Origin of the sequence: Legionella sp. MW5194 (genome assembly GCF_016864235.1) — a bacterium.
In the GTDB taxonomy this organism is placed as follows: Bacteria; Pseudomonadota; Gammaproteobacteria; order Legionellales; family Legionellaceae; genus Legionella_C.
Map to the genome: position 1 here is coordinate 2255117 of NZ_CP045732.1, position 24900 is coordinate 2280016.

Consider the following 24900-nt stretch of genomic DNA (forward strand, 5'->3'; position numbering starts at 1 on the left):
CACTACAAGGAACACGTTATGAAAATAAAACCCCTTGCTTTATTTGCAGCCTGTTCAATGATTTCCGCCGCCGCGTTTGCCAACTGGACTTGTTTTGTCGCCAACCAGCGTGGCGAGCACTGGTCCTTTTCGGCGCCCACTCAGGAAGGTGCGCAGGCCATGGCTAAAAATGTCTGCGATGCCAACAGCATCAACCCGAATAATTGCAATCCGAGCTGCACCGACAATGGCGTAGCCGGCGGACGCTGGCATTGTGTTGTCAGTAATTTAAAAGGCGATCACTGGTCTTATTATGCCCCTACCCAGGAACAAGCCAATAATCTGGCGAAATCCGCCTGCGACGCAAACAGCATCAACCCCAACAATTGCAATCCAAGCTGCGTGCCTGAATAAATACCTACTGGCCAAAGCTGTTTAATAACGCTGCTTTGGCTTCCTTTTTTGTAGTATACTTGCCGATCTAATCATTTATTGTTTTAACGTCATGGCGATGTCTGTTCTTCAATTCCCTGCCCAGGAAAAACAACAAACCTGGGGGCAACTCTACGGTTGCAGTCTGCCTCTGGCCGTAGCGGAGTATTGCCAGCAGCAGAAAGGCATTCAACTCCTCATCACCCCGGACAACCTCACGGCCGCCCAGCTTCTGGCAGAATTGCAGTTTTTTTATCAGGACACCGACAATCCGCCGGAGTTGTTGATTTTTCCGGATTGGGAAACCCTGCCCTATGATCAATTTTCCCCTCATCAGGACATCATTTCCGAACGCCTGCTGACCCTAAGCCGCATTGGCAATGCGACTCACGCGTCAATCATCACGTCGGTCAATACCCTGATGCACCGTCTGTGCCCCCCGCAATTTCTGCACCAGCATGCTTTTGTTCTGAGCACAGGACAAACGTTAAATACCGACCAATTCCGGCAACAATTGCAACAGGCCGGTTATCATTGCGTCAATAAAGTGCTTGAACATGGCGAATACGCACTACGAGGGTCGATTATTGATGTTTATCCCATGGGCAGCAGTCAGCCCTTTCGTATTGAATTGTTTGATGATGAGATAGACAGTCTACGATTGTTTGATACTGAAACCCAGCGCACCATCAGTAAAATCAACGACATTCACATTTTGCCGGCGCGCGAATTTCCTTTAAATGAACAGAGCATTACCCATTTTCGCCGGGCCTTCAGAGAGCGGTTCACCGGTAATCCAAGTTTATGCCCGGTGTATGAAGCCGTGAGCGACGGCCAGGCCCCTTCGGGAATTGAGTATTATCTTCCTTTGTTTTTTGATAAAACCGTAACCCTGTTTGATTACCTGCCCATCGATGCCTCGGTGTTGCTGCTGGAAGACATTCCTGAGCGGGCAGATCAGTTCTGGCAGGAACTGTGTCAACGTTATGAGCAACGCAATTACGATGTCACTCGCCCCATTTTAAGCCCTGAGCAATGTTTCGTCCGGCCCACGGAATTACTGACTCTCGCCAATCAATTTCAAAAATTACGCGCCTACCATCAACCCAGCGATAAAAAAGGGGCTTTTAACTTCCCAGTCGACAAAGCGCCTGCCTTGCCGATTGAGCGGCAAAATCCGGTGCCGCTGAACAGGCTCGTGGATTACATGAAGTCGCCTGAGCGGCGGCATTTAATTGTGGTCGAAAGCGCCGGCCGCCGCGAAGTGCTGCTGGATTTAATGAAAGAAAGCGGGCTTAACGCCAAAATTCAACCTTCCTGGCAGGCCTTTTTAAAGGACAGCGGCAGCCTGATTAATATCACCACCGGCCCACTCATCCATGGCATGGAATTACCGCAACAAAAGCTCGCGGTCATTGTAGAGGCACAATTGTTTGGCGAACAGGCCGTCCCGCAGCGCAGAAGCGGCCAGAAAGCCCTGGATCCCGATTTGATTATTCGCGATCTGGCGGAACTTCGCCTTGATGCGCCAGTGGTTCACCTGCAGTTTGGTGTTGGCCGCTACCAGGGTTTAAAAACACTGGAAAGTAACGGCACCATCAATGAATTTTTAGTGTTGTCCTACGCAGGCGATGATAAAATTTACGTGCCGGTCACGTCACTGCACTACATCAGCCGCTACACCGGCCAGGACAGCGAGCATGCCCCCCTGCATAAACTGGGCAGCGATGTCTGGCAAAAAGAAAAGAAAAAAGCCGCCGATAAAATTCATGATGTGGCCATTGAATTGCTGGAAATATATGCCAAACGCGAAGCCAAACCCGGTTTTCGCTACCAGTTCAGCCAGGCCGATTACCAACGGTTTGCCAGCGGTTTTCCTTTTACTGAAACGGCGGATCAACTCCGTGCCATTGAAGAAATTATTGGCGATATGCAATCCTCACGCCCGATGGATCGCCTGATCTGCGGCGATGTGGGGTTTGGCAAAACCGAGGTGGCCATGCGGGCGGCTTTTGTGGCGGTTCAAAATGGCAAGCAAGTGTGCGTTCTGGTGCCGACTACCCTGCTTGCAGGCCAGCATTTCGAAACATTTCGCGACCGTTTTGCCGAATTTCCAATCAATATTGAGCTGTTGTCGCGTTTTCGCAGTGCCAAAGAATCCGAAAAGGTCATGGAATCCCTAACAAACGGTAAAGTCGATATTGTCATCGGCACCCATAAACTGTTCTCAAAAGACATTGCGTTTAAAAATTTAGGCTTGCTCATAATCGATGAAGAACATCGTTTTGGGGTTAAACAAAAAGAACACATCAAATCCTTACGTACCCACATCGACATCCTGTCCATGACTGCAACCCCTATCCCGCGAACATTGAACATGGCCATGGCGGGCATCCGTGATATTTCGCTGATTGCCACCCCACCCGCCAAACGGCTGGCCATTAAAACCTTCTGGCAGGAAAAAAGCGATGCCCTGCTGCGTGAAGCCTTGCTTCGTGAAATTCTCCGCGGCGGTCAGGTTTATTTTTTACACAATAATATTCAAACCATAGACCGCATTGGCCAGGAATTGCAGACCCTGGTTCCCGAGGCCAAGATACGCAGTGCCCACGGACAAATGCGTGAACGGGAACTGGAAAAAATCATGTCTGATTTTTACCATCATCGCTTCAATGTCCTAGTCTGCACGACCATCATTGAAACCGGGATTGATATTCCAACCGCTAATACCATCATCATTGATCGCGCTGACAAATTCGGTTTGGCCCAACTGCATCAGCTACGCGGCCGGGTCGGCCGTTCGCATCATCAAGCCTACGCCTACCTGTTGACACCCAATGAAAAGGCCCTCACACCGGATGCAGTGAAACGACTGGAGGCCATTGTTTCCCTTGAAGATTTAGGCGCCGGCTTCACCTTGGCCACTCATGATCTGGAAATCCGTGGCGCCGGCGAATTGCTGGGAGAGGATCAAAGCGGCAACATGCAGGCCATTGGATTTAACCTGTACATGGAAATGCTCGATAAAGCCGTGAACGATCTAAAGGCAGGGAAAACCCCGGAATTGGCCGCCCCTATCCATCAGGGACCTGAAATCGATTTGCGCTTAAGCGCCATTATCCCCGAAGACTACATTGCCGACATCCATACCCGACTCATTATGTACAAGCGCGTAGCTAATGCCAAAAACAAGACTCAATTGCGGGAATTGCAGGTGGAAATGATTGATCGCTTTGGCTTGCTGCCGCAACCGGTCAAACAATTGTTGTTGATTACCGAGTTGAAATTACTGGCAGAGAGATTAGGCATCACCAAAATCAATGCCGCTCAGCAACAGGGGAAAATCGAATTTGGGGATGAACCCCGGATCGATCCTGCCGCCTTAATCAGCCTTATTCAATTGCAGGCCAGACGTTATCAGTTGGATGGCCCAACCAAACTGAAATTCACCCTGGATGCCGCCCACCCTGAAGAGCGCATTCACGAAATTTCAGGACTTCTCGTGAAACTGGCAGGCAATACCCTGGTGGACGCTTAAGTTATTGCCAGACAATGGTGTGCGGTTCAGAGATAGCGCCCTTGATAAGATCCAGGTAGTTTGACTCCACCACACGCCGCTTCACTTTCAGTGTGGGGGTTAATATCCCGTTTTCCGGCGACCAGGTGTCCCGGGAAACAATAATATGACTTATTTTTTCGTAATTTGCCAATCTTCGATTCACCTCGTGCAGATTATTCTGTAACAGGTGTTTTAATTCGTCTTTATCCTTGCTGCGCCCTAATTCATTAAGCGTGATGATGAGGACATTATTGGGCAACTCACGCCCGACAATGCACAGCTGCTCAATCAGCGAGTTCGTGGCAAATTGTTTTTCAATGGGGGCAGGTACAATGAACTCGCCTTTCTGGTTTTTAAAATTCTCAGACAATCGGCCTACGATTTTCACATTCTGATGCTCATCCAGCTCAGCAATATCACCCGTACGCAGCCAACCCTCCGCAGTAAATGCCTGCCTGGTTGCTTCAGGTTCCTTGTAATATTCTTTCATTAAACAGGGCGAGCGAATCAGCAACTCCTGATTTTCACCTTCCTTCACCTCGACCTGCAAGCGCGGCGTACCCACGTACCCCAAGCGGCGTTGATTGAGCATGGTAAAGGTAGCATAGGCTAAATTTTCAGTCTGACCATAGCCTTCCTGAATCATTAGACCCAGCCTGTCAAAGAAAGTCAGAATGGAAACCGGCAAATGCGAAGCACCGGAAAAGCAATTCACACACTGCCCCAAACCCAGGCTATGCCTGATTTTGCGTTTGATCAGCGTCGAAATCAGCGGAATTTTCAACAGAAGGTTTAATTTGCGCGGCGGCACCTTCTGTTCAATTTTCTGTTGGAATACGCCCCAGATTCGCGGCACCGCAGTAAAAAAGGTGGGTTGCACCTCCCTTAAATTGTCCGCAAATTTTTCAAGGCTTTCAACAAAGGACACATCAGCCGGAATCGTCACACTGCCTAATTGAATGGCTGTGCGTTCGTAAACGTGGGCTAAAGGCAGGTAGGAAATCAAGCGATAATGATTGAGTTGACGGATGCGTTTGATGTCCTGCGGGTACAAGGCCAGGTAATTGGCAATAGTACCGTGCGTGTACACAGCCCCCTTGGGAACACCGGATGTTCCGGAAGTGTAAATGATGGTAAATAAATCGTCCGCCTCGATTGCTGGAAGCTCGCTTAAGGGGGCATGCGTTAAAACCTCAGCCCAGGAGGTCTGAGTTTTCATATCAGGGTGGTAATCAAAACTGACCGTATGGCGATCCGGTGGAATGTAATGGCAAACCCGCTGATGATCATCCAGTTTGCCCAGAAAAACCAGCTTAACCTCGGCATGCTGCAAAATGTAGTTGATGCTTTCCTGATGTTGATTGGCAAACAGAGGCACATTCACCAGACCGGCTAAGCTGATACCAAAATCGGTAATAAACCACTCGGCGCAATTTTTAGAAAAAATCGACACCCGATCGCCTTTGTTAAGCCCACTCTCAAGGAGGAAACGGGCGACCTTCCGCGCCTGTGTCACGACCTCAGCCCAATTGTACTCATGCCATTGGCCGTGGCGGGGCTGACGCAGATAAATGCGCTCAGCAAACTGCTGTTCGTTGTGCAGCAGCCATTGATTAAGGGTTTTGCCTGATAATTGCGCGGACATGATCACTCCTGTCAATCGCTTACTGGTTAAGTATAGTCAGTTATCAAGCAATAATAAGACCAGGTTAACGGGTACCGCCAATGGTTAAGGCATCAATTTTTAATGTCGGTTGTCCAACACCAACCGGTACCGATTGACCATCCTTGCCGCAAACCCCCACGCCGCGATCCAGGGCCAGGTCATTGCCGATCATACTGATTTTTTTCATGGCATCCGGGCCGTTACCAATGAGGGTTGCCCCTTTCACCGGGCGGGTGACCCTGCCGTTTTCAATCAGGTAGGCTTCGCTAGCGGAAAACACAAATTGCCCTGAAGTAATGTCCACCTGGCCGCCGCCAAAATTAACGGCGTAAAGGCCGCGTTCCACGGAAGCAATGATTTCTGCAGGATCATGCTGGCCAGCCAGCATGTAGGTATTGGTCATGCGGGGCATCGGCAAATGGGCGTAGGATTCCCGCCGGCAATTGCCGGTGGGTTTCATGCCCATTAACTTGGCATTCAGCTTGTCCTGCATGTAATTAACCAGCCGTCCATCGTCAATCAAGGTCGTGCATTGCGTAGGCGTGCCTTCATCGTCCATGCTCAGGGAACCACGGCGATCAGGCAGGGTGCCGTCATCAACAACCGTAACGCCTTTCGCCGCCACCTGTTCTCCCATCCGCCCAGAAAAAGCAGAAAGCCCTTTGCGGTTAAAATCGCCTTCCAGTCCATGGCCTACGGCTTCGTGCAGCAACACGCCGGGCCACCCCGGGCCAAGCACAACCGGCATGGTTCCAGCAGGCGCGTCTTCCGCCTCGAGATTAATTAATGCCTCTCGCACCGCTTCCCGCGCATAATAAAGGGCGTTCTCCTTTTCCAGAAAATAGGAATAACCAAACCGTCCTCCGCCGCCGCAGCGGGCGGATTCGCGACGGCCGTTTTTATCTTCGACAATGACACTGACATTAATACTGACTAAGGGGCGGATATCGGCCTGCAGATTACCCTGCATGCCCGCCACCATGACCACTTCATAGCAGCCGCTTAATGAGGCGTTGACCTGAATGACGCGAGGATCAAGCCGACGGGCTTCTTTATCGATGGCTTCAAGCAGCGCGATTTTTTCCTGTTTAGTCATGCCGTCAATCGGATTAATGCCGGCATAGCGGGCGATGGGCGAGCCCAGAATCGGCACAGGTTCAAAGGTTTTATTGGCGGAAAAGGCTATGGAGCGCGCAGCATCCGCTGCTCTTTCCATGGCAGGCAAAAGAATGTCATCGCAATAGGCATAACCGGTTTTTTCACCGCTTACTGCACGAATGCCCACGCCCCTATCGATGGAATAGCTGCCGCTTTTAACTTCGGAGTCCTCAAGGTACCAGGATTCGTAGCTGCTGCTTTGAAAATACAAATCCGCATCGTCCACATGACGGCCAGCCATTGAGCGAATCAGTTTATCAATTGCCGATTCATCCAGGGAAGCGGGCTTTAGGAGTAACTCTTTTGCAATGGACAATGCCTGAGTCATGATTGCACCTTTAATTAATACCGAGAAGGACATGGTGGGTGTTGCAGGGAAATTGCAGCCGCAATTGTTTTAAACGCTGCAAATCAATCTCTGCCGTCACCATGCCGGGATTTTCTTTTTGTTCAGCCACAATTTTACCCCAAGGCTCAACAATCATGCTGTGACCATGGGTGTGGCGGCCATTTTCATGAACGCCGCCCTGATTGGGGGCGAGTACATAACATAGATTTTCGATAGCACGGGCACGCAGCAGCACTTCCCAATGCGCGGCACCCGTAATCGCGGTAAACGCTGAAGGGACCGTGAACAGTTCCGCGCCGCGCATCGATAATTGCTGATAAAGCTCAGGGAAGCGCAAATCATAGCAAACGCTAAGACCAAGGCGACCCGCCGGGGTATCCACCACAACCACTTCATCGCCCCGCTCCACGGTATTGGATTCCTCGTGGGCTTCCTGCGAGGAGACCCTGACATCAAAAAGATGAATTTTGTCGTAACGGGCAGCGCAGAGGCCATGATCGTCAAAAACCAGCGACGCCGCACGCACCCGGTGGTGCAGGCCTTTGATGGGAATGGTGCCGGCAACCACCCAGACGCCGTATTTTTTAGCCAGCGCGCTGACTGCCAGCTGAATCTCTCCCTCGCCATACTGTTCAGCTATCGCCAGTTTATCGGTTTCCTTCATGCCCATAAACGCAAAATTTTCCGGTAAAACCAGCAAGTCCACCTCGTCATCGCGGGCTTTGGCGAGCTGTTTCTCGACCTGTTGCAGGTTATCCTGAACCGAGGCCGAAGACCGCATTTGCACAACAGCCACTTTGGACATAAGAGTACCCCGAAATAAAATAGCATTTTACACTTATTTTATAACAGATTGCGATTGTTAGGGATGTGAAAATGAGGCATCGGCATCTTGCCAGGGTAAAGACATCCCTATAGACTTGAAATCATGCAGGACGGCCATATCTATGCTAAAATAAATGTAACTAATGTGGAGTAATACATGAATAGAGACAACATGACTGTTATCAGTCAACGCAGCGAGTCGGTACTTGCAACCAATAAAGTATTACGCAACACCTATCTCCTGCTGGGGATGACCTTTTTGTTCAGCTGTTTTACAGCTTACCTTTCTTTTGCCTTTCAGGCACCGCCGCTTAACATTTTTGTCATGCTGATTGGTGTCTATGGGCTGATGTTCTTAACCCAGGCCTTACGCAACAGTCCTTTTGGCATTCTGGCGGTTTTTGCCTTTACCGGGTTTCTCGGATACACCCTGGGCCCGATTCTTAATTTCTACATTGCCAATTTTTCCAACGGCCATCAAATCATTACCACGGCTTTAGGCGGTACCGGTATGATTTTCTTTGCCTTGTCCGGTTATGCCTTGACCACCCGAAAAGACTTCAGCTTCTTAGCCGGGTTTCTTTTTATTGGTACAATGGTCGCCGTATTGGCTATGATTGCCGGCATTTTCTTTAACATGCCTGCACTGCAGTTAACCGTTTCTGCCGTGTTCATGCTGCTGGCTTCAGGATTAATCCTGTTCCAAACCAGTGAAATCATTCACGGGGGCGAAACCAATTACATCTCAGCCACCGTCAGCCTGTTCGTATCCATCTACAACCTGTTCGTCAGTCTGCTCCAGTTACTGGGTGCCTTCTCTGGCGACCGCGATTAACAACCGTCTCCTCACCTGAATCCCGGGATGCTTCCGGGATTTTTTTCTCTTTTATCACTATAAAGGATAAATCAATAAATATACCCTTAAGGATATATACCATCTTTATACCTTTCAGGGTATATATTGATTTTATACCCTATTGGGTATATATTAATAGTATCCCTTTCAAGTACAATCATCCTATGAACACCAATGAACTGGCCATCCTGCTTAGGGAGCGACGCAAAAAACTTCAACTAACGCAAAAAGAGATGGGCGAACGAGTCGGTCTTAAACAAAAAACAATCTCCGCCCTGGAAAATAACCCCGAGAATGCGAGCATCCGTACATTGCAAAGGGTATTGGCAGCACTGGAAATGGACATGCAGCTGACGCCTAAAAATGCCGCGGACGAAACAAAAATGCAATGGGATAACGAATGGTAAAAAAAAACCTGGCGCTGCATGTGCTGATGAATGGTCTCCTGATTGGAGAGCTTGAAAAAACAAATCAGGGCGCATTGAAATTCAGCTATAGTCCCACCTGGTTAAACTACCCCGGTGCACGCCCCCTGTCTCTTTCTCTACCTCTTACAGAGCAGGCCTACAGAGGTGATGTTGTTTATAATTTTTTTGACAACCTACTTCCGGATAACCAACAACTCCGTACAAGAATTCAGGCCCGCTTTCAAATAGCAACCAATCAACCCTTTGACTTACTGGCCAGCATCGGGAGAGATTGCGTAGGCGCTATCCAGTTGGTGTCAGGGCCCGTACCGTTGTTTGAAAAAACAATTAAATACAACCCCTTAAGCGAAAGTAAAATCGCATCTATCCTACGCAACTATCAGATAAATCCCTTAGGTATGAGTCGAGAAGATGAGAGCTTTCGTATTTCCATCGCAGGTGCGCAGGAAAAAGCTGCTTTTTTATTCTACAATCACCAATGGTGTGAGCCACTTCAAGAAACACCCACGACCCATATTTTTAAATTACCCATTGGCTTTATTGCTCATCAGCAAATGGATTTAAGGGACAGTTGTGAAAATGAGTGGCTTTGCGCTCAGCTTGCCAAAGCCTACGGTTTGCCCGTAGCGGATTGTGACATTTTATATTTTGAGGATGTCAAAGTGCTATCGGTAACGCGCTTTGATCGACGTTTATCCAGCGATAAACGCTGGATTATGAGATTACCGCAAGAGGATATGTGCCAGGCATTAGGTATTTCAAATAATCTTAAATATCAGTCAGATGGAGGTCCAGGCATAAAAGACATCATGGATCTACTGCTGGGTTCCAGTCATGCACTCGACGATCGTGATATGTTTTTTCGAGCCCAGATTTTCTTTTGGTTAATCGCCGGTATCGATGGGCATGCTAAAAACTTCAGCCTGCATATTGAACCCGAAGGGAAATATCGCCTAACCCCGCTTTATGACATCATGTCGGCTTATCCACTCATTACTAAAAAACAACTGCAAAAACAAAAAATAAAAATGGCGATGGCCCTTAAAGGAAAAAATAATCATTACCATTGGCATACCATGCAAAGCAGGCATTTTTTAGAGACTGCACACGCTGTGAATTACTCTGTAGAAAGAGCTGAGCAATTACTTGATGACATGTTGGAAAAAACGGATAAAGTGATCGAGGTTGTTTCTAAACAACTTCCGGCCACATTCCCTGCAACTATTTCTGAACCAATTCTAACTGGATTGCACAAAGCAAAACAAAAATTAAGCAACCTGCTGCCAACAGAGTAACTCAACGCTGCTGCCAACTGGCTTTAGCCCTGAAGAGGTCATGTAAATCCTCTGTGGTTTTACTGATGGGTTTGCTCAGGTTGAAGCAGGCTTTCTGTTGCTGGTAATAAACGCCCAAGGGAACAGGATACTCGGGAAAGTGCAGACGGGCTAAGCGCATGGCCGCCATTAAATTAGCGGGATCGTGAATGGCCGGGGGCGTTTCATCCCTGGCAGCAAGGTGCAAGTCATCCCCCTGCAGAGTCAGTGCCTTGTCTTTGGCTAAACCAAAAAGCAAGGGTTGCCCTTCTTCCAGCTGCAGCGTTTTATCAGCACGATTGGCTTTTAAGGCAAAGGCATCAAAGGCGCCATTATTGAAAATGTTGCAATCCTGATAAATTTCCACGAAAGAACAACCGGGGTGTTCGTAGGCTTTTTTTAATACCGATGCCAGGTGATTGGGATCTTTATCCACAGCCCTCGCCACAAAACCGGCACCGGCGGCAAGCGCCAGCATCAACGGATTGATGGGCTCATTGCTCACCCCCTGGGGAGAGGTTTTCGTGATCTGCCCCTTCTGCGAGGTGGGTGAAAACTGCCCTTTGGTCAAACCATAGACCTGATTATTAAACAACAGGATATTGACATTGACATTGCGCCGCAAACAATGAATCAAATGATTGCCGCCGATGCTTAAGGCATCCCCGTCACCAGTGATCACCCAGACAGTCAAATCTTCCCGCATGGCTTTTAACCCGGTGGCAACCGCTGTGGCCCGCCCATGAATCGTGTGGAAGCCATAAGCATTCATGTAATACGGCAGTCGGCCGGCGCATCCGATACCGGAGATAAAAACGTGTTGCTCCGGCGGCAGTCCGAGTTCTGGCAAAACACGTTGCAGTGCGGCTAAAATCGCGTAATCACCGCATCCGGGGCACCAGCGAACTTCGGTTGCATTGGCAAAATCGTCACGCTTGTAGGTGTTGTTCATGTTCGCATTCCACGTTAACCGCGTTAATCAGGGTACTTACCGCAAAAGGCTGGCCATTGCACTGGGTAACGGCTTTGGCGTCCACCAAATAATCGGCCCGTAAAATCTGGCAAAGCTGGCCGGAATTAAGTTCTGCGACCAGCACTTTTTTAAAGCGTTTGAGCAGGGGACCTAAATTGTCAGGCAAGGGATTTAAATGACGCAAATGCAGAAAGGCCAGTTTCCTCCCTTCTTCATTGCAACGTTCAACGGCTGCTTTCAAACTGCCGTAAGTGCTACCCCACCCCACCAGCAGAACGTCAGCATCGCTGGCTCCTTCCAGCACAAGGGCCGGATACTCTTTCGCAATGCCCGCTATTTTGTTGGCACGCAAGGCGATCATTTTCTGGTGATTGTCCGCGTCATAGCTGACCTTGCCCTCGTCGCCCTGTTTTTCAAGGCCGCCAATCTGATGAATGAATCCCGGCGTACCCGGCTTATTCCAGCTGCGCGCAAGGTATTCATCCCGGGCATAGGCTTGGGTTGAGCGGTTGAAGGCGACAGCAGGCATAGCCAGCGCTTCCACCGCCGGAATTTTCCAGGGTTCTGCCGCATTGGCTAAATAGGCGTCCATCAGCACAATGACCGGGGTCATGTAACGAATGGCTAAATGAAACGCTTCAATGATGGTATTAAAACAATCCGCCGGAGACTGAGCGGCAATGACGGGCAGGGGCGCCTCACCATGCCGACCATAAAAGGCCTGACGCAGATCACTCTGACCAGTTTTCGTCGGCAAACCCGTGGAGGCGCCAGCGCGCTGCACATCAATTAAGACGAGAGGCAGTTCCGTCATGACCGCAAGGCCTAAACTCTCGCTTTTCAAATCAAGTCCTGGACCCGAGGTGCAGGTCAGCGCCAGACAGCCGCCGTATGCGGCCCCCAGGCAGGCGCAAATCGCGGCTATCTCATCCTCAGCCTGCAACAGTTGCACACCATACTCGCCTAGCCTTGCGCATTCATGCAAAATTGCCGAGGCGGGTGTAATGGGATAACCGGATACCAGTACAGGCGTTTGCGTTTGTACCGCCAGCGTCGCTAACGCAAGCCCAACGGCTTCAACGCCGGTGATCTGCCGGTAATCGCCTTGAGAACGCTCGATGTGCCCCAGCATAAAATGCTGGCGCGACAACTCGAGGGTCATGGCATAGTTATACCCTGCCAGCAAGGTCAATTCATTGGCCTTCGCAATCACCGCATTGTGTTTAAATTTCCTGTGAATGAAACTTAAGCAATTGGCCGTGGGGAGATCAAATAACCAGAGCACCAGACCCAGGATGTAAAAATTTTTCGCTTTTTTTGCCTGGGCGTGATTAATATCCAGGCCGGCAACCGCTTCCAGTGTCTGAGTAATCAGGGGCAGGCTGACAACCTGGTACTGATCGCTCACCGGCGTGAGGAAATCACTGCTTATGCCTGCCTTTTGCCAGTCTTTTTCAGTGAAACTGTCTTCATTGAGAATCAAGAGACCGCCATGATTTAAATACTGCAGGGAATTTTTCAAGGCCGCCGGATTAAGCGCCACCAGCACATCGAGACTTTCCCCTGCCGTAAAAATGGCCTGTTCCGCCATCGCCAGTTGAAAGCCGGAGACACCGGCCACCGTGCCGGCCGGGGCGCGGATTTCAGCCGGGAAATCCGGCATGGTGCGTACATCCCGCCCCGTTAAGGCCGCGGTGATGGTGAGCTGTTCGCCCAATAATTGAACCCCGTCACCGGAGTCACCGGTCAATCGAATTACAATTGCGTCATTTTTTGCCATAATGTCTTGCTTCCAGCATGAGCTGGCGCATGTGTCTCACCGCCTCCTTTAAACCACAGGACAAGGCACGGGCAATGATGGCATGGCCAATGTTTAATTCATGGAACTCCTGTATCGCCGCAATGGCCTGAATATTGTGATAATGAAGACCATGCCCGGCATTCACGATTAAACCACGACCCGCGGCATAGGTTGCGGCGTCCTTAATGCGTTGTAACTCCTGTTGACGGGCTTCCTCAGTGACCGCATCGGCATAGCAGCCGGTATGGATTTCAATCACGGGCGCCCCCACGGCCACCGCTGCGTCAATCTGGCGTATGTCTGCGTCAATAAAAAGCGACACCTCGCTTCCCATGTTCTTAAGACGCTTCACTGCACGGCTGACGGTGTCGAAATGGGTGACGACATCCAATCCGCCTTCGGTGGTTAATTCTTCCCGTTTTTCAGGAACCAGACAGCTGTGTTCGGGTAAAATTTCTTCGGCAAAATCAAGCATGGCGTCCGTGACGGCCAATTCAAGGTTCATGCGGGTCTGCAGCACCTGTTTAATGAGGCGCACATCGCGCGCCTGAATATGGCGCAAATCTTCACGCATGTGCAGCGTAATGCCATCGGCGCCGGCTTCTTCGGCATCCATTGCCGCCTGCACCGGGTCGGGATAACGTGTTCCTCGAGCCTGCCTTAAGGTAGCAATGTGGTCAATGTTAACGCCGAGCAGTATTTCTTTAGTCATGGATCACCGTTTCAGTCAAAAACAAACTGCTGCAAATTATGACGCCAAAACGCAATCTCATCCAGAGTATATGCGATTTGCATGCCAGAATTGAAAGAAAAAAAAAGCTCCACTGTTTCGTACAGGTTTTTAAGCCTCGCTTAAGATTAATTGATTATACTGAATATGATTTTAAACAAATGGTTTTTTCTATGCCAAAGCACACGATAGACACCGGAAGGCCGCACCGTATTTCGCAAATTAGCGTCGATCACATTAATAAACAGTGCCATTTTATCGTTTCAGCTCCCGACCATACCCCCGACATCAAAATGGATGAAATAAAAGCCGATGTCATCGCCCATCTTCAACGGGTCTTTGGCCGGTTCTTTGATCCCAAGGGATTTAAAATGGAGTTCAAACCCACCGGGGTTGAGTTTCGTTACACAATAACCGACAAGGCAACTTTATTGCCAGCCTTTCTGAAGTTCGCAAAATACCGAACTTACCTCGAGCGAATTAAGGAGGATTGCATCGATGACATTACAAAATTGATAAATTCCAAACCACAACAAAAACTCGAGGGCAATCCTGACATCGGATTTGATCCCGGGTTGCGTACGCAAATGCACCAGCATGAGCACGGTGAGGATTCCGACATCATCGAATACAAAAGCAAAAAATACCGGTTTTGTACCGGTAGTATAAATTTTGCAGCCGAGGCCCCCGCACGCGTCGCCTCCGTGGGTCATACCCGGGAAATCATTCTCCTTGATCCAGACAGTGACCGGATGCAGGAACTGTATCAGGAGTTTGAAAAAGACCTGGCCCGCCTGGGAAACAATGTACCCCTGGAAGATGTATTTAGACAAGCCAGACGTTTCTCCAATAATAAAATCGATAACACCGATTTTGAGCCGGATGCCAAGGCCCGGAATACCTTGAGAGTAGGTAAAAGAGAATTACCCCTCTATACGCTGGAAGAAATCATTGAGCAGCGAAAAGGCGTATGCCGGCATCATGCGCTGTTTACCGCTTTTTTATTAGGGCAATACATTAAAAATCAGTCCATCGCCAATGCGGGTATTTATCACTGCCGGGACAGTTGGACTCATCCCAGAAAAAAAGAACCCGTCGCCCACACCTGGGTAGTGTGCAAACAAAATAATACGTTGTATCTAATTGATTCCATGTGGAATGTCCAATACAACCTGAGCGATTACACAGGGTATTCCAAAGCCTGCCAGGCCTACACGAAAGAGGTGATAGACCGTACTCTCGAACGCGCGCATTTAAAGCCCCCCGTCAAGAGGAGATTGGCGCCGGCCCCGAAGCCTGAACTGGGTATGGAAGTACCGAAAGATCCAGTCTCAGAGAAGACTCAACAATTAAAAGCCCAACTCGATTTGCTTGAAGAAGCCGATTGCAAAGTCATCCGACGCTTGATTGAGCAAGGGGCGGATGTGAATGCACAGGGGGTTAAAGGCTGGACTGCCGCGCACGTTGCAGCCCGAAAGGATGATCGTCTTCTCATCCTGTTTCTTAAGGAAAAAAATGCCAACTTTAATTTAAAATCCTCAACCAGGCAGCGCTCTCCCCTTTTCTATGCTCAAAATCGTGTCATGATTGAACTCCTGGTGGACGGTGGGGCCGATCCTTCTCAGGAAGATGCCTCGCCGCAACGAGTTACCCCCTTGCGTGAGCATGAAAAAATCATTTCAGCGAATGACTTATTGATACGTGAAATTGATAAAATAAATGGCGCCAATCTTGATTTAATAAAAAAACTGATTGTGGCAGGTGCTGATGTCAATGCGCAGGGTAACTTCACCGGCTGGACTGCTGCTCATTTAGCCGCCGATAAAAATGACAACGCGCTGCTTGAATTGTTAATTGAAAAAAAGGCCGATTTTAATCTTAAATCAAGCAAGCGCGGTCGCTCGCCACTCTTTTACGCACAAACCCGTGAAATGGTTCTGCAGCTTGTAACGAACGACGCGAATCTTCTTCAGGAAGACGCAAACTCCACCACGACCCCTCTAAAAGAACTTTTGGAAAAACGCATTGTTACAGCGGAAGAACTCCTTAAAAATGAACTGGATAAGGAAACGAGAGCTGACAGCCGAGTCATCAAGGCACTGATTGAGGCTGGCGCCGATGCAAATACGCAGGGAAAATCCGGACGGTCTGCTGTCCATTACGCAGCCGAGCGGGGCGATAACGATTTACTTGACCTTCTGGTCAAAAAAAAGGCTGATCTGAATTTAAGAGCCCTTCCCAAGGGAGGACGTTCCCCTCTTTTTTATGTCCGTGACGCAGAAACCGCTCTTTTTCTTATCCAGCAAGGTGCCAATTTACTCCAGAAAGACTCTGCAGGGATAACCCCCCTGCAGAGTCTGTTGACCAGAAACATTTTTACGGCTGATAAGCTGTTAAACAGGGAGCTTGAAAAAAGAGACCATGCCAATCCTGCCCTCATTAAAGCCCTCATTGCCGAAGGGGCGGACATCAATTTACAGGGCACAAAATCCGGCTGGACAGCGGTTCATTGTGCAACGCAATGGGATAATGCTCCCTTACTCGAGTTTTTAATTGCACGACACGCTGACCTTAATCTCAAAACAAAAACCAGTCAATCATCCCCGCTGTTTTATGCCCGCTCACCCGGGGTTGTTGAATTATTAATAAGTCATCAAGCCGATTACATGCAAACCAATGGCAAGCAGCCTGCTTATCAGGCCCTGCTGACCAGGCCTGATTTAAACGCGACCGAAGTCAAACGGCTTCTGCTTTCCCAGGAATTGAAAAAAACAGGGTTTCGCAACATCAACGTCTCGTTTTTAGCCGCATGCACACCCGAAGACGATGCACAACAAGTCAAGCTACTCCATTCGTTGGGATGCTTCCTGGAAAACCAAATCCAGCGTCTGGAGACTCCCTCGCGTTTTACCAAGGGGAAAGACGACAAAGTCACGTTGTATCGTTCCCTCATTAATGAGATTCAGGAAGCTCTGAAAGAGGGTGACTTGGGTAATGACACGATAAAGAATCTGATTTATCAAGCCGCTACAATATCCCATCATCGCCGCTACCGCACGGCAAACAAAGCGGCTGCTTTTTTTTCAGCAGGGTGTTACAGCGTGGAAGCAGAGTCATGGAAACACTACAAGGCATGGGTAAACAGCCTTAAGACGGCAGATCCCGAAAGTCCATTCCTGAGCATTCTGTCCGACAGTACGGCCATTCGCAAAAACAGATTAGCCATCACGCTTCCTGCTGAAGACGGGAGTCTGACGGAGGCCAGAGGGTATGACGAGTACCGTGCAAAAAAACTGAAACCTTGACAGACAACGATTATTTTATTCCTTGACTTCGCCGGCAGCCGCTGCACGACCGGACAACGGACTCGACTTGATTTTAGCCATGCCTGGAAACAGCGAACGGGATTTCAACTCCCGCCCCCCCAGCAGGTGGTCAATCGCTTGACGCAGAATGAATTTGGCTGTTTTTAAGACCTGTAAATCGTCAAACTGATTGTGGGCCAATCCCAGTACACTCTCGCCAGAAAAACCCGGACTGCTTTTCACAAGTCCCCTGCCAACCGCAAAACCATACTTCGCGCGGGGATCAACCGGTAAGCCATCGACATCACAGGTCAATGGCAGCGAGTAACCGCACACGTCAAGCAACTGCATTTCGAAGCGCCGCAGCAACGCTTCGATGGCGAGTTTATTGTTTACGATGGCGAGTCCCTGCAAGGTGTATTGATAAGACTCGAACAGAGACGTATAACGTTCTCCGGCATTGAGCGTGTAGTAAAGCAATTCATTGACATAAAGGCCTGCAAACAGGGATAGGCCGCTCAGTTTAAGCGACGGCGCCAGGGTTTCCAGGCGGTTGATGTAGTGCCAGTCCTGACGGCTATCCACCGCAACCCACAATGGGGTAAAGGCTTGCAGTAACGCTTGCTTTTTACCTGTCCGCCCGCCGCGGTAAAGACCATGGAGCAGGCCCTGTTCCGGTGTGAAAAAGCTTAAATGAACACTGGTATCGCCCGCAGGGCGCTTATGCAAAAGCCAGGCTTCGTGTTGATTAGTGGTCATAACCTAACTGTTTCAAAATCCGTTCATCGTCTGCCCAGCCGGATTTTACCTTGCACCAGCATTGCAGAAAGACCTTTTTGCCTAATAATTTTTCCATGTCCAGGCGGGCGGCGGTCGCGATTTCTTTCAATTTCTGCCCTTTTTCGCCAATAATAATGCGCTTGTGATTGTCTTTCTCCACCAGAATGAGGGCATGAATACGAACCACATTGCCTTCGTCTTTGTAGGATTCAATGTCCACGGTGGTGGAATAAGGCAACTCCTGGCCGCAAAGGCGGAATATTTTCTCGCGCAGGAGCTCTGCGCACAAAAATTTAATCGGCCGGTCTGTGAACTGGTCATCGTCAAACAAATGAGGACCTTCCGGTAAAAAAGCTTTCAGGGCCTGCTGTAATTGTTCAACCTGAACCCCGGTTTTAGCCGACAGTGGAATAATGGAGGCAAAGGCATAGTGCTGGCTGATTTGTTCCATCCAGGGCAGCAACTGATCCTTGTCGGCTATTTTATCGACCTTGTTTACCGCCAGAATACAGGGTACGTTGGCTTGCCTGATAAGAGTCAATACGTGTTCATCCTCGTCTTTCCAGTGCGTGCCATCCACCACCATCACCGCCACATCCACGTCGCGCAGCACACTGTGGGCGGTTTTGTTCATCAGTCGGTTCATGGCTTTTTTAGCCCCTTGATGAATACCGGGCGTATCCACATAAACGTATTGATAATCCCCTTCGGTCTGAATGCCTAAAATGCTGTGGCGAGTCGTCTGGGGCTTGCGTGAAGTAATGCTTAATTTTTGCTGTAGGATACGGTTCAGCAAGGTGGATTTACCCACATTGGGACGTCCTACCAGGGCAATGTAACCACAATAACTTGTCATCAATCCTTCCTGTTTATTTTTCGCACATTTTAACAGCCTGCGCTGGTAATTTCCAATATTAAATACCTTGCCACTCCCTGATGAAAGGGATATGGTGAAAGGACGAGGATGTTGGATAACAAGTAACTATGGCACGCTACAGGATTGTTGACGGTATTCCCAGGGAAGTGATTCCCCTGCAAATCAAACCCGCTGCCCATCAGGAAATCCCAAGCATTACTGGTTCAATCATTAGCCCTGAAGCCGGGACCATGCTGTACGGGTACTACAGCATGGATTATCGCCTGCCCGGCGGCGACATGTTAAGGCTGCTCGCCAATCACAATCAGAAAACCGTCCAGATTCTGTTGTTAACCGGGGATGCGCAAAAGCTAAAACAATTGCCAGGCACCCGGCAAGCTTCGCTGGTTGCCAATGCCATCGCCAGCATCCACCGTTATTGCATCCGTTCTGAAAGCTACAGCAAACCGCGCACGGCCGCACAACTGGCCAAATTCAATCTGGCTAAAAAAACCATTCAGCGACTAAGCCGTCTACTGCCCGCCGAGCGGGCTATTCCTGCCGGGGATTGGGCGGCTTATGAAGCGCTTCGTCATCAGGTCATCACCTTAATCGAAGCGTGCCGCTCGGAAAATCGCCTGTTAACCGCCAATCCTGTGCTTTCGGAGGGCTCGTTGGAAACCATCCTGTATGAGGCACGTCAGGAAGCGCAGCATTTTGAATTAAATCGTGTTTTCGCCGTGTCACGCCTGGATCAACTGGATTTTAGCGAAGTCAAATCCAGACGCCAGGGCAAAGCCACGACATTCATCTGGGACAGTGACATTCACATCGGCCATAATGAACAGGCCCTCCATGATACCTTGAGCATGATCGGCAATCTTTATGGTCTATTGCCCGCCACGAGCCTGACGCAGGTCCCGGCTAACCGTTTCAAACGCCTTGAAACTTTTTTTTATAAGCTCTGGAATGATGGCCATCACTGGATTAACCACTTGGCCAGCCGCAAAAAGCTGCCCCATACCATCGACACCGACAATCGCAGCAATGGGCTGTCGGTGCTAAAAATTAAACCGTACTACAGCCTTGGAGGCATCCCTCAACGGGGCTATGAGAATGTCGCCGCCCTGGTTCATTGCCTGACCGGTGTCCATGAACCCGGCAAAACGGCGCCATCGCTTGACGAAGCGCAGCGCTTATTGACACCCTGCCCCAACGGCAGCTGGGTATTGCTTGACAATCAATCGCGTATCCTCATCCGCGTCAATGACGATTGGCTTCACTTGAATTATTTTGAGGAAGACGGCCTCGTCTATCCTCTGCCTCATGGCGAAGATCTGTTCACTTTAAGTCAATTAAGCAAACAACATTTGTACCTCCCTGAAAAATTCAAGCTCCACACCCGGGCCTTTTTTTCAAAAATTCCCTTATTCTTCAGCTATTTTTTTAATAGCCTTAAAACGTTCACCCAAACCTTGCAACACGAATTCCACCAGCACGTGCACGAAGGCCATGTCGTCCTGGATAACCCGATGCCTGCAGAGGAAACCAAAACGCTTCACCCCCTGCTCAACTCCCTTCAGGACATCCTGAATGGGCATGGCCTGCTGGCCACCGGACAAACCCTTGAAGAGTTTGTCCGCGAGAAAATAGCCAACAGCCCCTATGTGGTCGTGCGTGAGCAGCACCGCCCTTCTCCTCCGGCTTACGATAATCCGGTGCACCGTTCGTTTCATGTTCTTCGTCACATTGCCGGCTTTTTTGTCGATACCAGCGAGCGCAATCCCCTTGTGGGCACGCTGGCGATGGCCGCTTACCTTTATGGCGGCTGTGCGGTGCTGGCACCCAAAGCCTTAACGGCAGTATTAACCAAACTGCATTTGCACGGGCTTATCCGTGGCATCGAACCCACCCAGGCTTTAGGGCACTGGATGAGCCACGGTCCCACTTCAGAAGCCATTTCAGCGGCGGTCACCTACTGGCAGGGAATCATCGTGGGCGGCGATCTGGATCAGTTTTTCATCAAAGCCGTCAGCGTGCTGCATGAGGAGCCCGCCGAAGTCGCCATTATTGTCGCCCTGGCGCTGGGACTCGGGTTTGGCCTAAGCAAGCTAATCCCCTCCCTTCAGGAGGAAATGGGGGCATTTCCTTACCCCAATTATGCAGCAATAGGGGCTAAAGGCGGGGCGGCCATCTATGATACCGTGATGTACCCGGGGGATGACTGGCTGTTAGGCAGTCTGAAATGGCTGCTCAAGACGGGACTGTCTTTTGCAAAAATCATAATTGCTCCCTTTGTTGAGGCGTCTCATTACGGTTACCGTGAAGGATTCCTGCCGGGTTTGAAAAAAAGCGGTCGGGTGGCTTTAACTGTCGTTAAACGGACCGTGGCGGCGCTGCTGGATTTGGTGCTTGCGGTTGTGACCATTCCCTTTCTTGAAATCAGCGCCCTGTTCATTCATGTGCCTTTCAGTGGCTTGACAAAGCTGGTCAGCAAAACCCTGGCGTATCTCGGCAATTGGCAAATACTGGGACAAGTCTTGCTCGATTTCGCAGAAAGACCCTCCGAACAGGCGTACCTGCGCGGGTTTCGCCTCTCCCCCCTTTATGGTTTCAGCAGCCCTTTTGGCATGTACCATGACAACAAGGTGCTTAATGTCCTGGGTAACGCCATCATGCTGCTCCTGTGGCCGCCAGTGCAGGTACTTAAAAACCTGCTGGTATTGCCTTTAATCGACAGCCTTTCATTTTTTGCCCGGGCGGCCCTGATAATCATCAACCCGGTCAGCCGATTTACCGCTTACGTTTCAGGCCAGGCGTTAGTCAAGGCAGGATTACTCTGGGATAATTCCATTGGCTTGTTATTTCAGGGAGCCGCCTGGCTGACACTGAGTTCCAGTAACCTGTTATCCACCGAGGCAAGTGAAATTCGATTGTCCTGCCTTGAATTACTGCAAACCGTACGCCATCACTTGCATCATTGGGCGTTCCGTCCGGAAAACCACGAGGCGCCTTACCAGGCTGAAAGCTATTTTCTTGAAGAACCCCTTCGTTTTGAACGCCTGCCTCACCAGGAAGACGATTGCCTGATGAAAATGATGCTGAATAAACAACAGGGGGCTACCCTGCCGGTGCCGGGAAAACACCCGTTATACCGCCATTCTCCCCCCAGTAAAAAGCAGGTTTTAAGCGATGATGAAAGCGAAACCCGTTTACCCTCGCAACTTTTCAGTAACAATCCTGCTATTTGAGCCTTAAAGGGTTATACTATAAGCAAAAGCGATTCACATTGACTTTCAGGATCTACCGATGAATAAGGGATTTACATTAATCGAATTGATGATCGCTGTGGTGGTTATCGCCATATTGACTACCATCGCTTATCCTAGTTACCTTGAATACATTACCCGTGCGAGACGCAGCGATGGGCAATCCGCGCTTCTTGATTTAGCCAGCCGCATGGAGCGTTTTTATTCCGAACGCAATACCTACCAGACAGCCACCATCGGCACGGGTGCCGCGACCGACGTGCGCGCCACCAACGTGTCCCCTGACGGCTGGTATACCCTGTCCATTACGGCACAAACCGCCTCCGCCTACACCTTGCAGGCCACGCCAAGGAATGCTCAGGGAACCGATGACACGCGGTGCCAATCGCTGACCATCAATAACCTCGGCGCCAAAGGCATCACCAATGGCCCGGGTGGGGCTCCAAGCGGTCCGGTTGCCCGATGCTGGTGAGAAAAACAGTCTTTTTTAGTTCTACTTGCGCTCATTTTGACTATTGAATAGTCAATTAGATTGGGTATATAATTAATTATTATGCTGCTGACAGAGTTTTGATATGACTGATTCGGCCCAATTGCCTCCCCACTTAAGTCCTCATTCTGATACCGATGTGCACGACGCTGCTGACCTGTTGGCACAACCGATGGAGAAGCCGCTGGTCCTTCTTCTGAAAGGCAATGATGGTCAGGAAGTTAATCTGACCTCTTCGCAATTGGAAAGCTGGTTTGCTGCCATTGAGCGTGACGAAATGGCAAAAAATGCTAACAATGGCCTCACCCCCAATTTGCCATTGCAGGAATTGCAGCGCGACCCCTATTTTGCCACCCAGTTTGTGGGACGTTACGGCATCAAAACAGCCAAAGATGTCATCGCTTTCCTGAAATCACCCGCAGGCGACAGTGTCAAGGTAATGATTGGAGAAGAATTGGCTCAGGTGGCCGCTCTTGAAGAATTTAAACGTCAGGAATACCAAACCCACGAAATCAGACAACACCGCTTGCTGGCGTTTTTACTGCTTGGTTTACTCTACCGTGAAGCCCATGCCCGCCATGTGGTTGAAGCAAACACCCAACAAGCCGAAGCACGTGTCCAGCAAGGCGAAGCTACTATCAGCCAGGATCAACAGAGGGCTCGTGAACAGCGAACAGCCGCCCTCAATCAATCGCTGAGTTCATTTAATAATACCGCCGCCGCAATTGAATCCCGCTTAAGTCAAAAAGAACTGGAACTGGCTAGTGTGCAGCGGGAATTGCAAGCCATTAATCCCGAAGAAATGGCCTTGCGCTATGAAACCTTTGACCGGCACCTTGGTGAATTGGAGATTCAGTTCCAATTGCCAGAATTGAGCATCGACGAACAAATCGCAAGCCTCGAGACTCAGAAGGCCGCTCTGGAAGCACAACTTCAAACCCAAACGCCAGAAGCGCTGGAAAGTGCTTTAGTCGATCCCAATGCCCCGCCACAAGGACTGGATAGCGGCAATCTCAAAGACAGAATTGCTGAACTTTCTGAGCGCATTCATGCCTTAAAACAACAAAAAATCGTAAGTGCCACCGCACGCATTCCCCAAATTGAAGGCAAAATCAACGAATTGAGCGACAAGCTGGAATCACAACTCGATGATATGCAGCAGTTGATTGAAAGCGGTAAGGATGACGAAGCACGCAAGATACTGCTTGAACACAACGGCCTGCACTTGCAAATCGCCGGATTAAAGGACATGGTGGGTGTGCTTAAAGGTGAAAAAGTACTCTACAAAGACGATGGTCAGGTTGCCAAATCCTTTGATGAGGCTGCGTTTGTGCTTCCTCTGGACAAAAAAGTAGTCAAGCGGGATGACAAATACTATCTAATCGGCGCCAAGCAGGATTTAAGCACCATGGAAGAGCATGATCTCCTGCAAGCCCAGAAAGATTTTGAACGTGCCCGCCCTGAAATCAGCAACTTAAAACTGCTGATAAAGCACAACCACGGTCTGGAAAACGAGCGGCTACAACAAGCGCAGGACAAGTCCAAATCCCTGCACAATGACATCATGACGCTTCGCAACCAGCTGACCCAGATTCAGGCTGCTCGCTCCGAGGTCGTGGCTGAGATGCAAAAGCTTGATCCTGCCATGACCCCGGAGTCACTGATTCGTCCAACCATTCCGACACCGACACCGTCGAGCAACCCGGTGAACTCAGTCGGCAAACCGGCACCTCAAACCCCGCATACCACGCAGGTGTACAAAATGCTGTATGAGATTATTCAGCGGTTGCCGCCAGATCCGAAAGGGGCAGCAGCTCAATTGGAAAAAGAAATGGAAGACATGCACAAGGCGAAGGGCAAGCCCATGAGTGAAAAAGTCAAGGAGATGTTGAAAAAAGAAATCCTTGATCCAATACGCAACGGAATCACCCCTATCCCGAAAATACCCATGGATACGTTGATTCGTTGCATGCCCTACTTCGGTGCTGATCCGGAAAAACCCAACGTGATGCCGCCTACCCCGACCTCACAGGCTAATAAATCGGAAACCCCGACACCTTTTTCTACCACGCTTAAAATGTGATCCTGTCGTCATATTCCCCTTGCTAAGCGGCCGCAACTCTTCTAACAT

General features: G+C 49.7%; 17 protein-coding genes. 9 read left to right on the forward strand and 8 right to left on the reverse strand.

Annotated features, from left to right (window positions below; genetic code table 11):
• Positions 1–18 precede the first annotated feature (18 nt).
• Positions 19–393 (forward strand): hypothetical protein, encoded by a 375-nt coding sequence (locus GH742_RS10440; RefSeq protein ID WP_203454907.1) that lies wholly within the window; start codon positions 19–21, stop codon positions 391–393.
• Positions 394–484: 91 nt separating this feature from the next.
• Entirely contained in the window at positions 485–3949 is a 3465-nt protein-coding gene (gene mfd, locus GH742_RS10445; protein WP_203454908.1) for a transcription-repair coupling factor, read from the forward strand.
• 1 nt (position 3950) lies between these two features.
• Here mfd and GH742_RS10450 read toward each other — a convergent pair whose 3' ends face one another.
• The 3 genes from GH742_RS10450 to GH742_RS10460 all read right to left on the reverse strand — a co-directional run bounded on the left by GH742_RS10450 (position 3951) and on the right by GH742_RS10460 (position 7948).
• Entirely contained in the window at positions 3951–5615 is a 1665-nt protein-coding gene (locus GH742_RS10450) for an AMP-binding protein (protein WP_203454909.1), read from the reverse strand.
• Positions 5616–5679: 64 nt separating this feature from the next.
• Complete coding sequence (tldD, locus tag GH742_RS10455; RefSeq protein WP_203454910.1) at positions 5680–7122, reverse strand: metalloprotease TldD; 1443 nt, start codon at positions 7120–7122, stop codon at positions 5680–5682.
• A gap of 10 nt (positions 7123–7132) precedes the next feature.
• Positions 7133–7948 carry a carbon-nitrogen hydrolase family protein gene (locus GH742_RS10460; protein ID WP_203454911.1) on the reverse strand — a complete coding sequence of 272 codons (816 nt, stop codon included), beginning with the start codon at positions 7946–7948 and terminating at the stop codon, positions 7133–7135.
• A 177-nt stretch (positions 7949–8125) separates the two neighbouring features.
• Here GH742_RS10460 and GH742_RS10465 point away from each other — a divergent pair, with 177 nt between their 5' ends.
• The 3 genes from GH742_RS10465 to GH742_RS10475 all read left to right on the forward strand — a co-directional run bounded on the left by GH742_RS10465 (position 8126) and on the right by GH742_RS10475 (position 10547).
• A complete protein-coding gene (locus GH742_RS10465; protein ID WP_203454912.1) occupies positions 8126–8803 on the forward strand; it encodes a Bax inhibitor-1/YccA family protein in 678 nt (225 codons plus the stop codon).
• Between the two features lie 185 nt (positions 8804–8988).
• Positions 8989–9231: a helix-turn-helix domain-containing protein gene (locus GH742_RS10470; protein ID WP_203454913.1), complete on the forward strand. Its 243-nt coding sequence runs from the start codon at positions 8989–8991 to the stop codon at positions 9229–9231.
• Positions 9225–10547: a type II toxin-antitoxin system HipA family toxin gene (locus GH742_RS10475; protein WP_203454914.1), complete on the forward strand. Its 1323-nt coding sequence runs from the start codon at positions 9225–9227 to the stop codon at positions 10545–10547. The genes GH742_RS10470 and GH742_RS10475 overlap by 7 nt, the downstream gene beginning before the upstream one ends.
• 1 nt (position 10548) lies before the next feature.
• On the opposite strand, the gene GH742_RS10480 is transcribed toward GH742_RS10475, so the two are convergent.
• Genes GH742_RS10480 through pdxJ form a run of 3 tightly spaced genes read right to left on the reverse strand, consistent with a single transcriptional unit; the run spans position 10549 to position 14051 of the window.
• Positions 10549–11517: a 2-oxoacid:ferredoxin oxidoreductase subunit beta gene (locus tag GH742_RS10480; protein ID WP_203454915.1), complete on the reverse strand. Its 969-nt coding sequence runs from the start codon at positions 11515–11517 to the stop codon at positions 10549–10551.
• Entirely contained in the window at positions 11495–13318 is a 1824-nt protein-coding gene (locus GH742_RS10485) for a 2-oxoacid:acceptor oxidoreductase subunit alpha (protein ID WP_203454916.1), read from the reverse strand. Before GH742_RS10485 ends, GH742_RS10480 begins: the two co-directional genes overlap by 23 nt.
• A complete protein-coding gene (gene pdxJ, locus GH742_RS10490; RefSeq protein ID WP_203454917.1) occupies positions 13305–14051 on the reverse strand; it encodes a pyridoxine 5'-phosphate synthase in 747 nt (248 codons plus the stop codon). The genes GH742_RS10485 and pdxJ overlap by 14 nt, the downstream gene beginning before the upstream one ends.
• A 191-nt stretch (positions 14052–14242) precedes the next feature.
• On the opposite strand from pdxJ, the gene GH742_RS10495 reads away from it, so the two are divergent.
• Positions 14243–17374: an ankyrin repeat domain-containing protein gene (locus GH742_RS10495; protein ID WP_203454918.1), complete on the forward strand. Its 3132-nt coding sequence runs from the start codon at positions 14243–14245 to the stop codon at positions 17372–17374.
• 15 nt (positions 17375–17389) lie between these two features.
• Here the strand turns inward: GH742_RS10495 and recO are convergent, their stop codons facing one another.
• Together recO and era are read right to left on the reverse strand one after the other, a co-directional pair.
• Positions 17390–18133 (reverse strand): DNA repair protein RecO, encoded by a 744-nt coding sequence (recO, locus tag GH742_RS10500; RefSeq protein WP_203454919.1) that lies wholly within the window; start codon positions 18131–18133, stop codon positions 17390–17392.
• Positions 18123–19010 carry a GTPase Era gene (gene era, locus GH742_RS10505; protein ID WP_203454920.1) on the reverse strand — a complete coding sequence of 296 codons (888 nt, stop codon included), beginning with the start codon at positions 19008–19010 and terminating at the stop codon, positions 18123–18125. Before era ends, recO begins: the two co-directional genes overlap by 11 nt.
• Before the next feature lie 128 nt (positions 19011–19138).
• Between era and GH742_RS10510 the strand changes: the two genes are divergently transcribed.
• The 3 genes from GH742_RS10510 to GH742_RS10520 all read left to right on the forward strand — a co-directional run bounded on the left by GH742_RS10510 (position 19139) and on the right by GH742_RS10520 (position 24852).
• On the forward strand, positions 19139–22261 hold the full coding sequence (locus GH742_RS10510) for a hypothetical protein (RefSeq protein ID WP_203454921.1): 3123 nt from the start codon (positions 19139–19141) through the stop codon (positions 22259–22261).
• A 58-nt stretch (positions 22262–22319) separates the two neighbouring features.
• Positions 22320–22751, forward strand: a complete 432-nt coding sequence (locus GH742_RS10515; RefSeq protein WP_203454922.1) for a type IV pilin protein — start codon at positions 22320–22322, stop codon at positions 22749–22751.
• Between the two features lie 103 nt (positions 22752–22854).
• The gene (locus tag GH742_RS10520) at positions 22855–24852 is read left to right on the forward strand and encodes a hypothetical protein (RefSeq protein ID WP_203454923.1); all 1998 of its coding nucleotides are present in this window, start codon (positions 22855–22857) and stop codon (positions 24850–24852) included.
• Positions 24853–24900 lie beyond the last annotated feature (48 nt).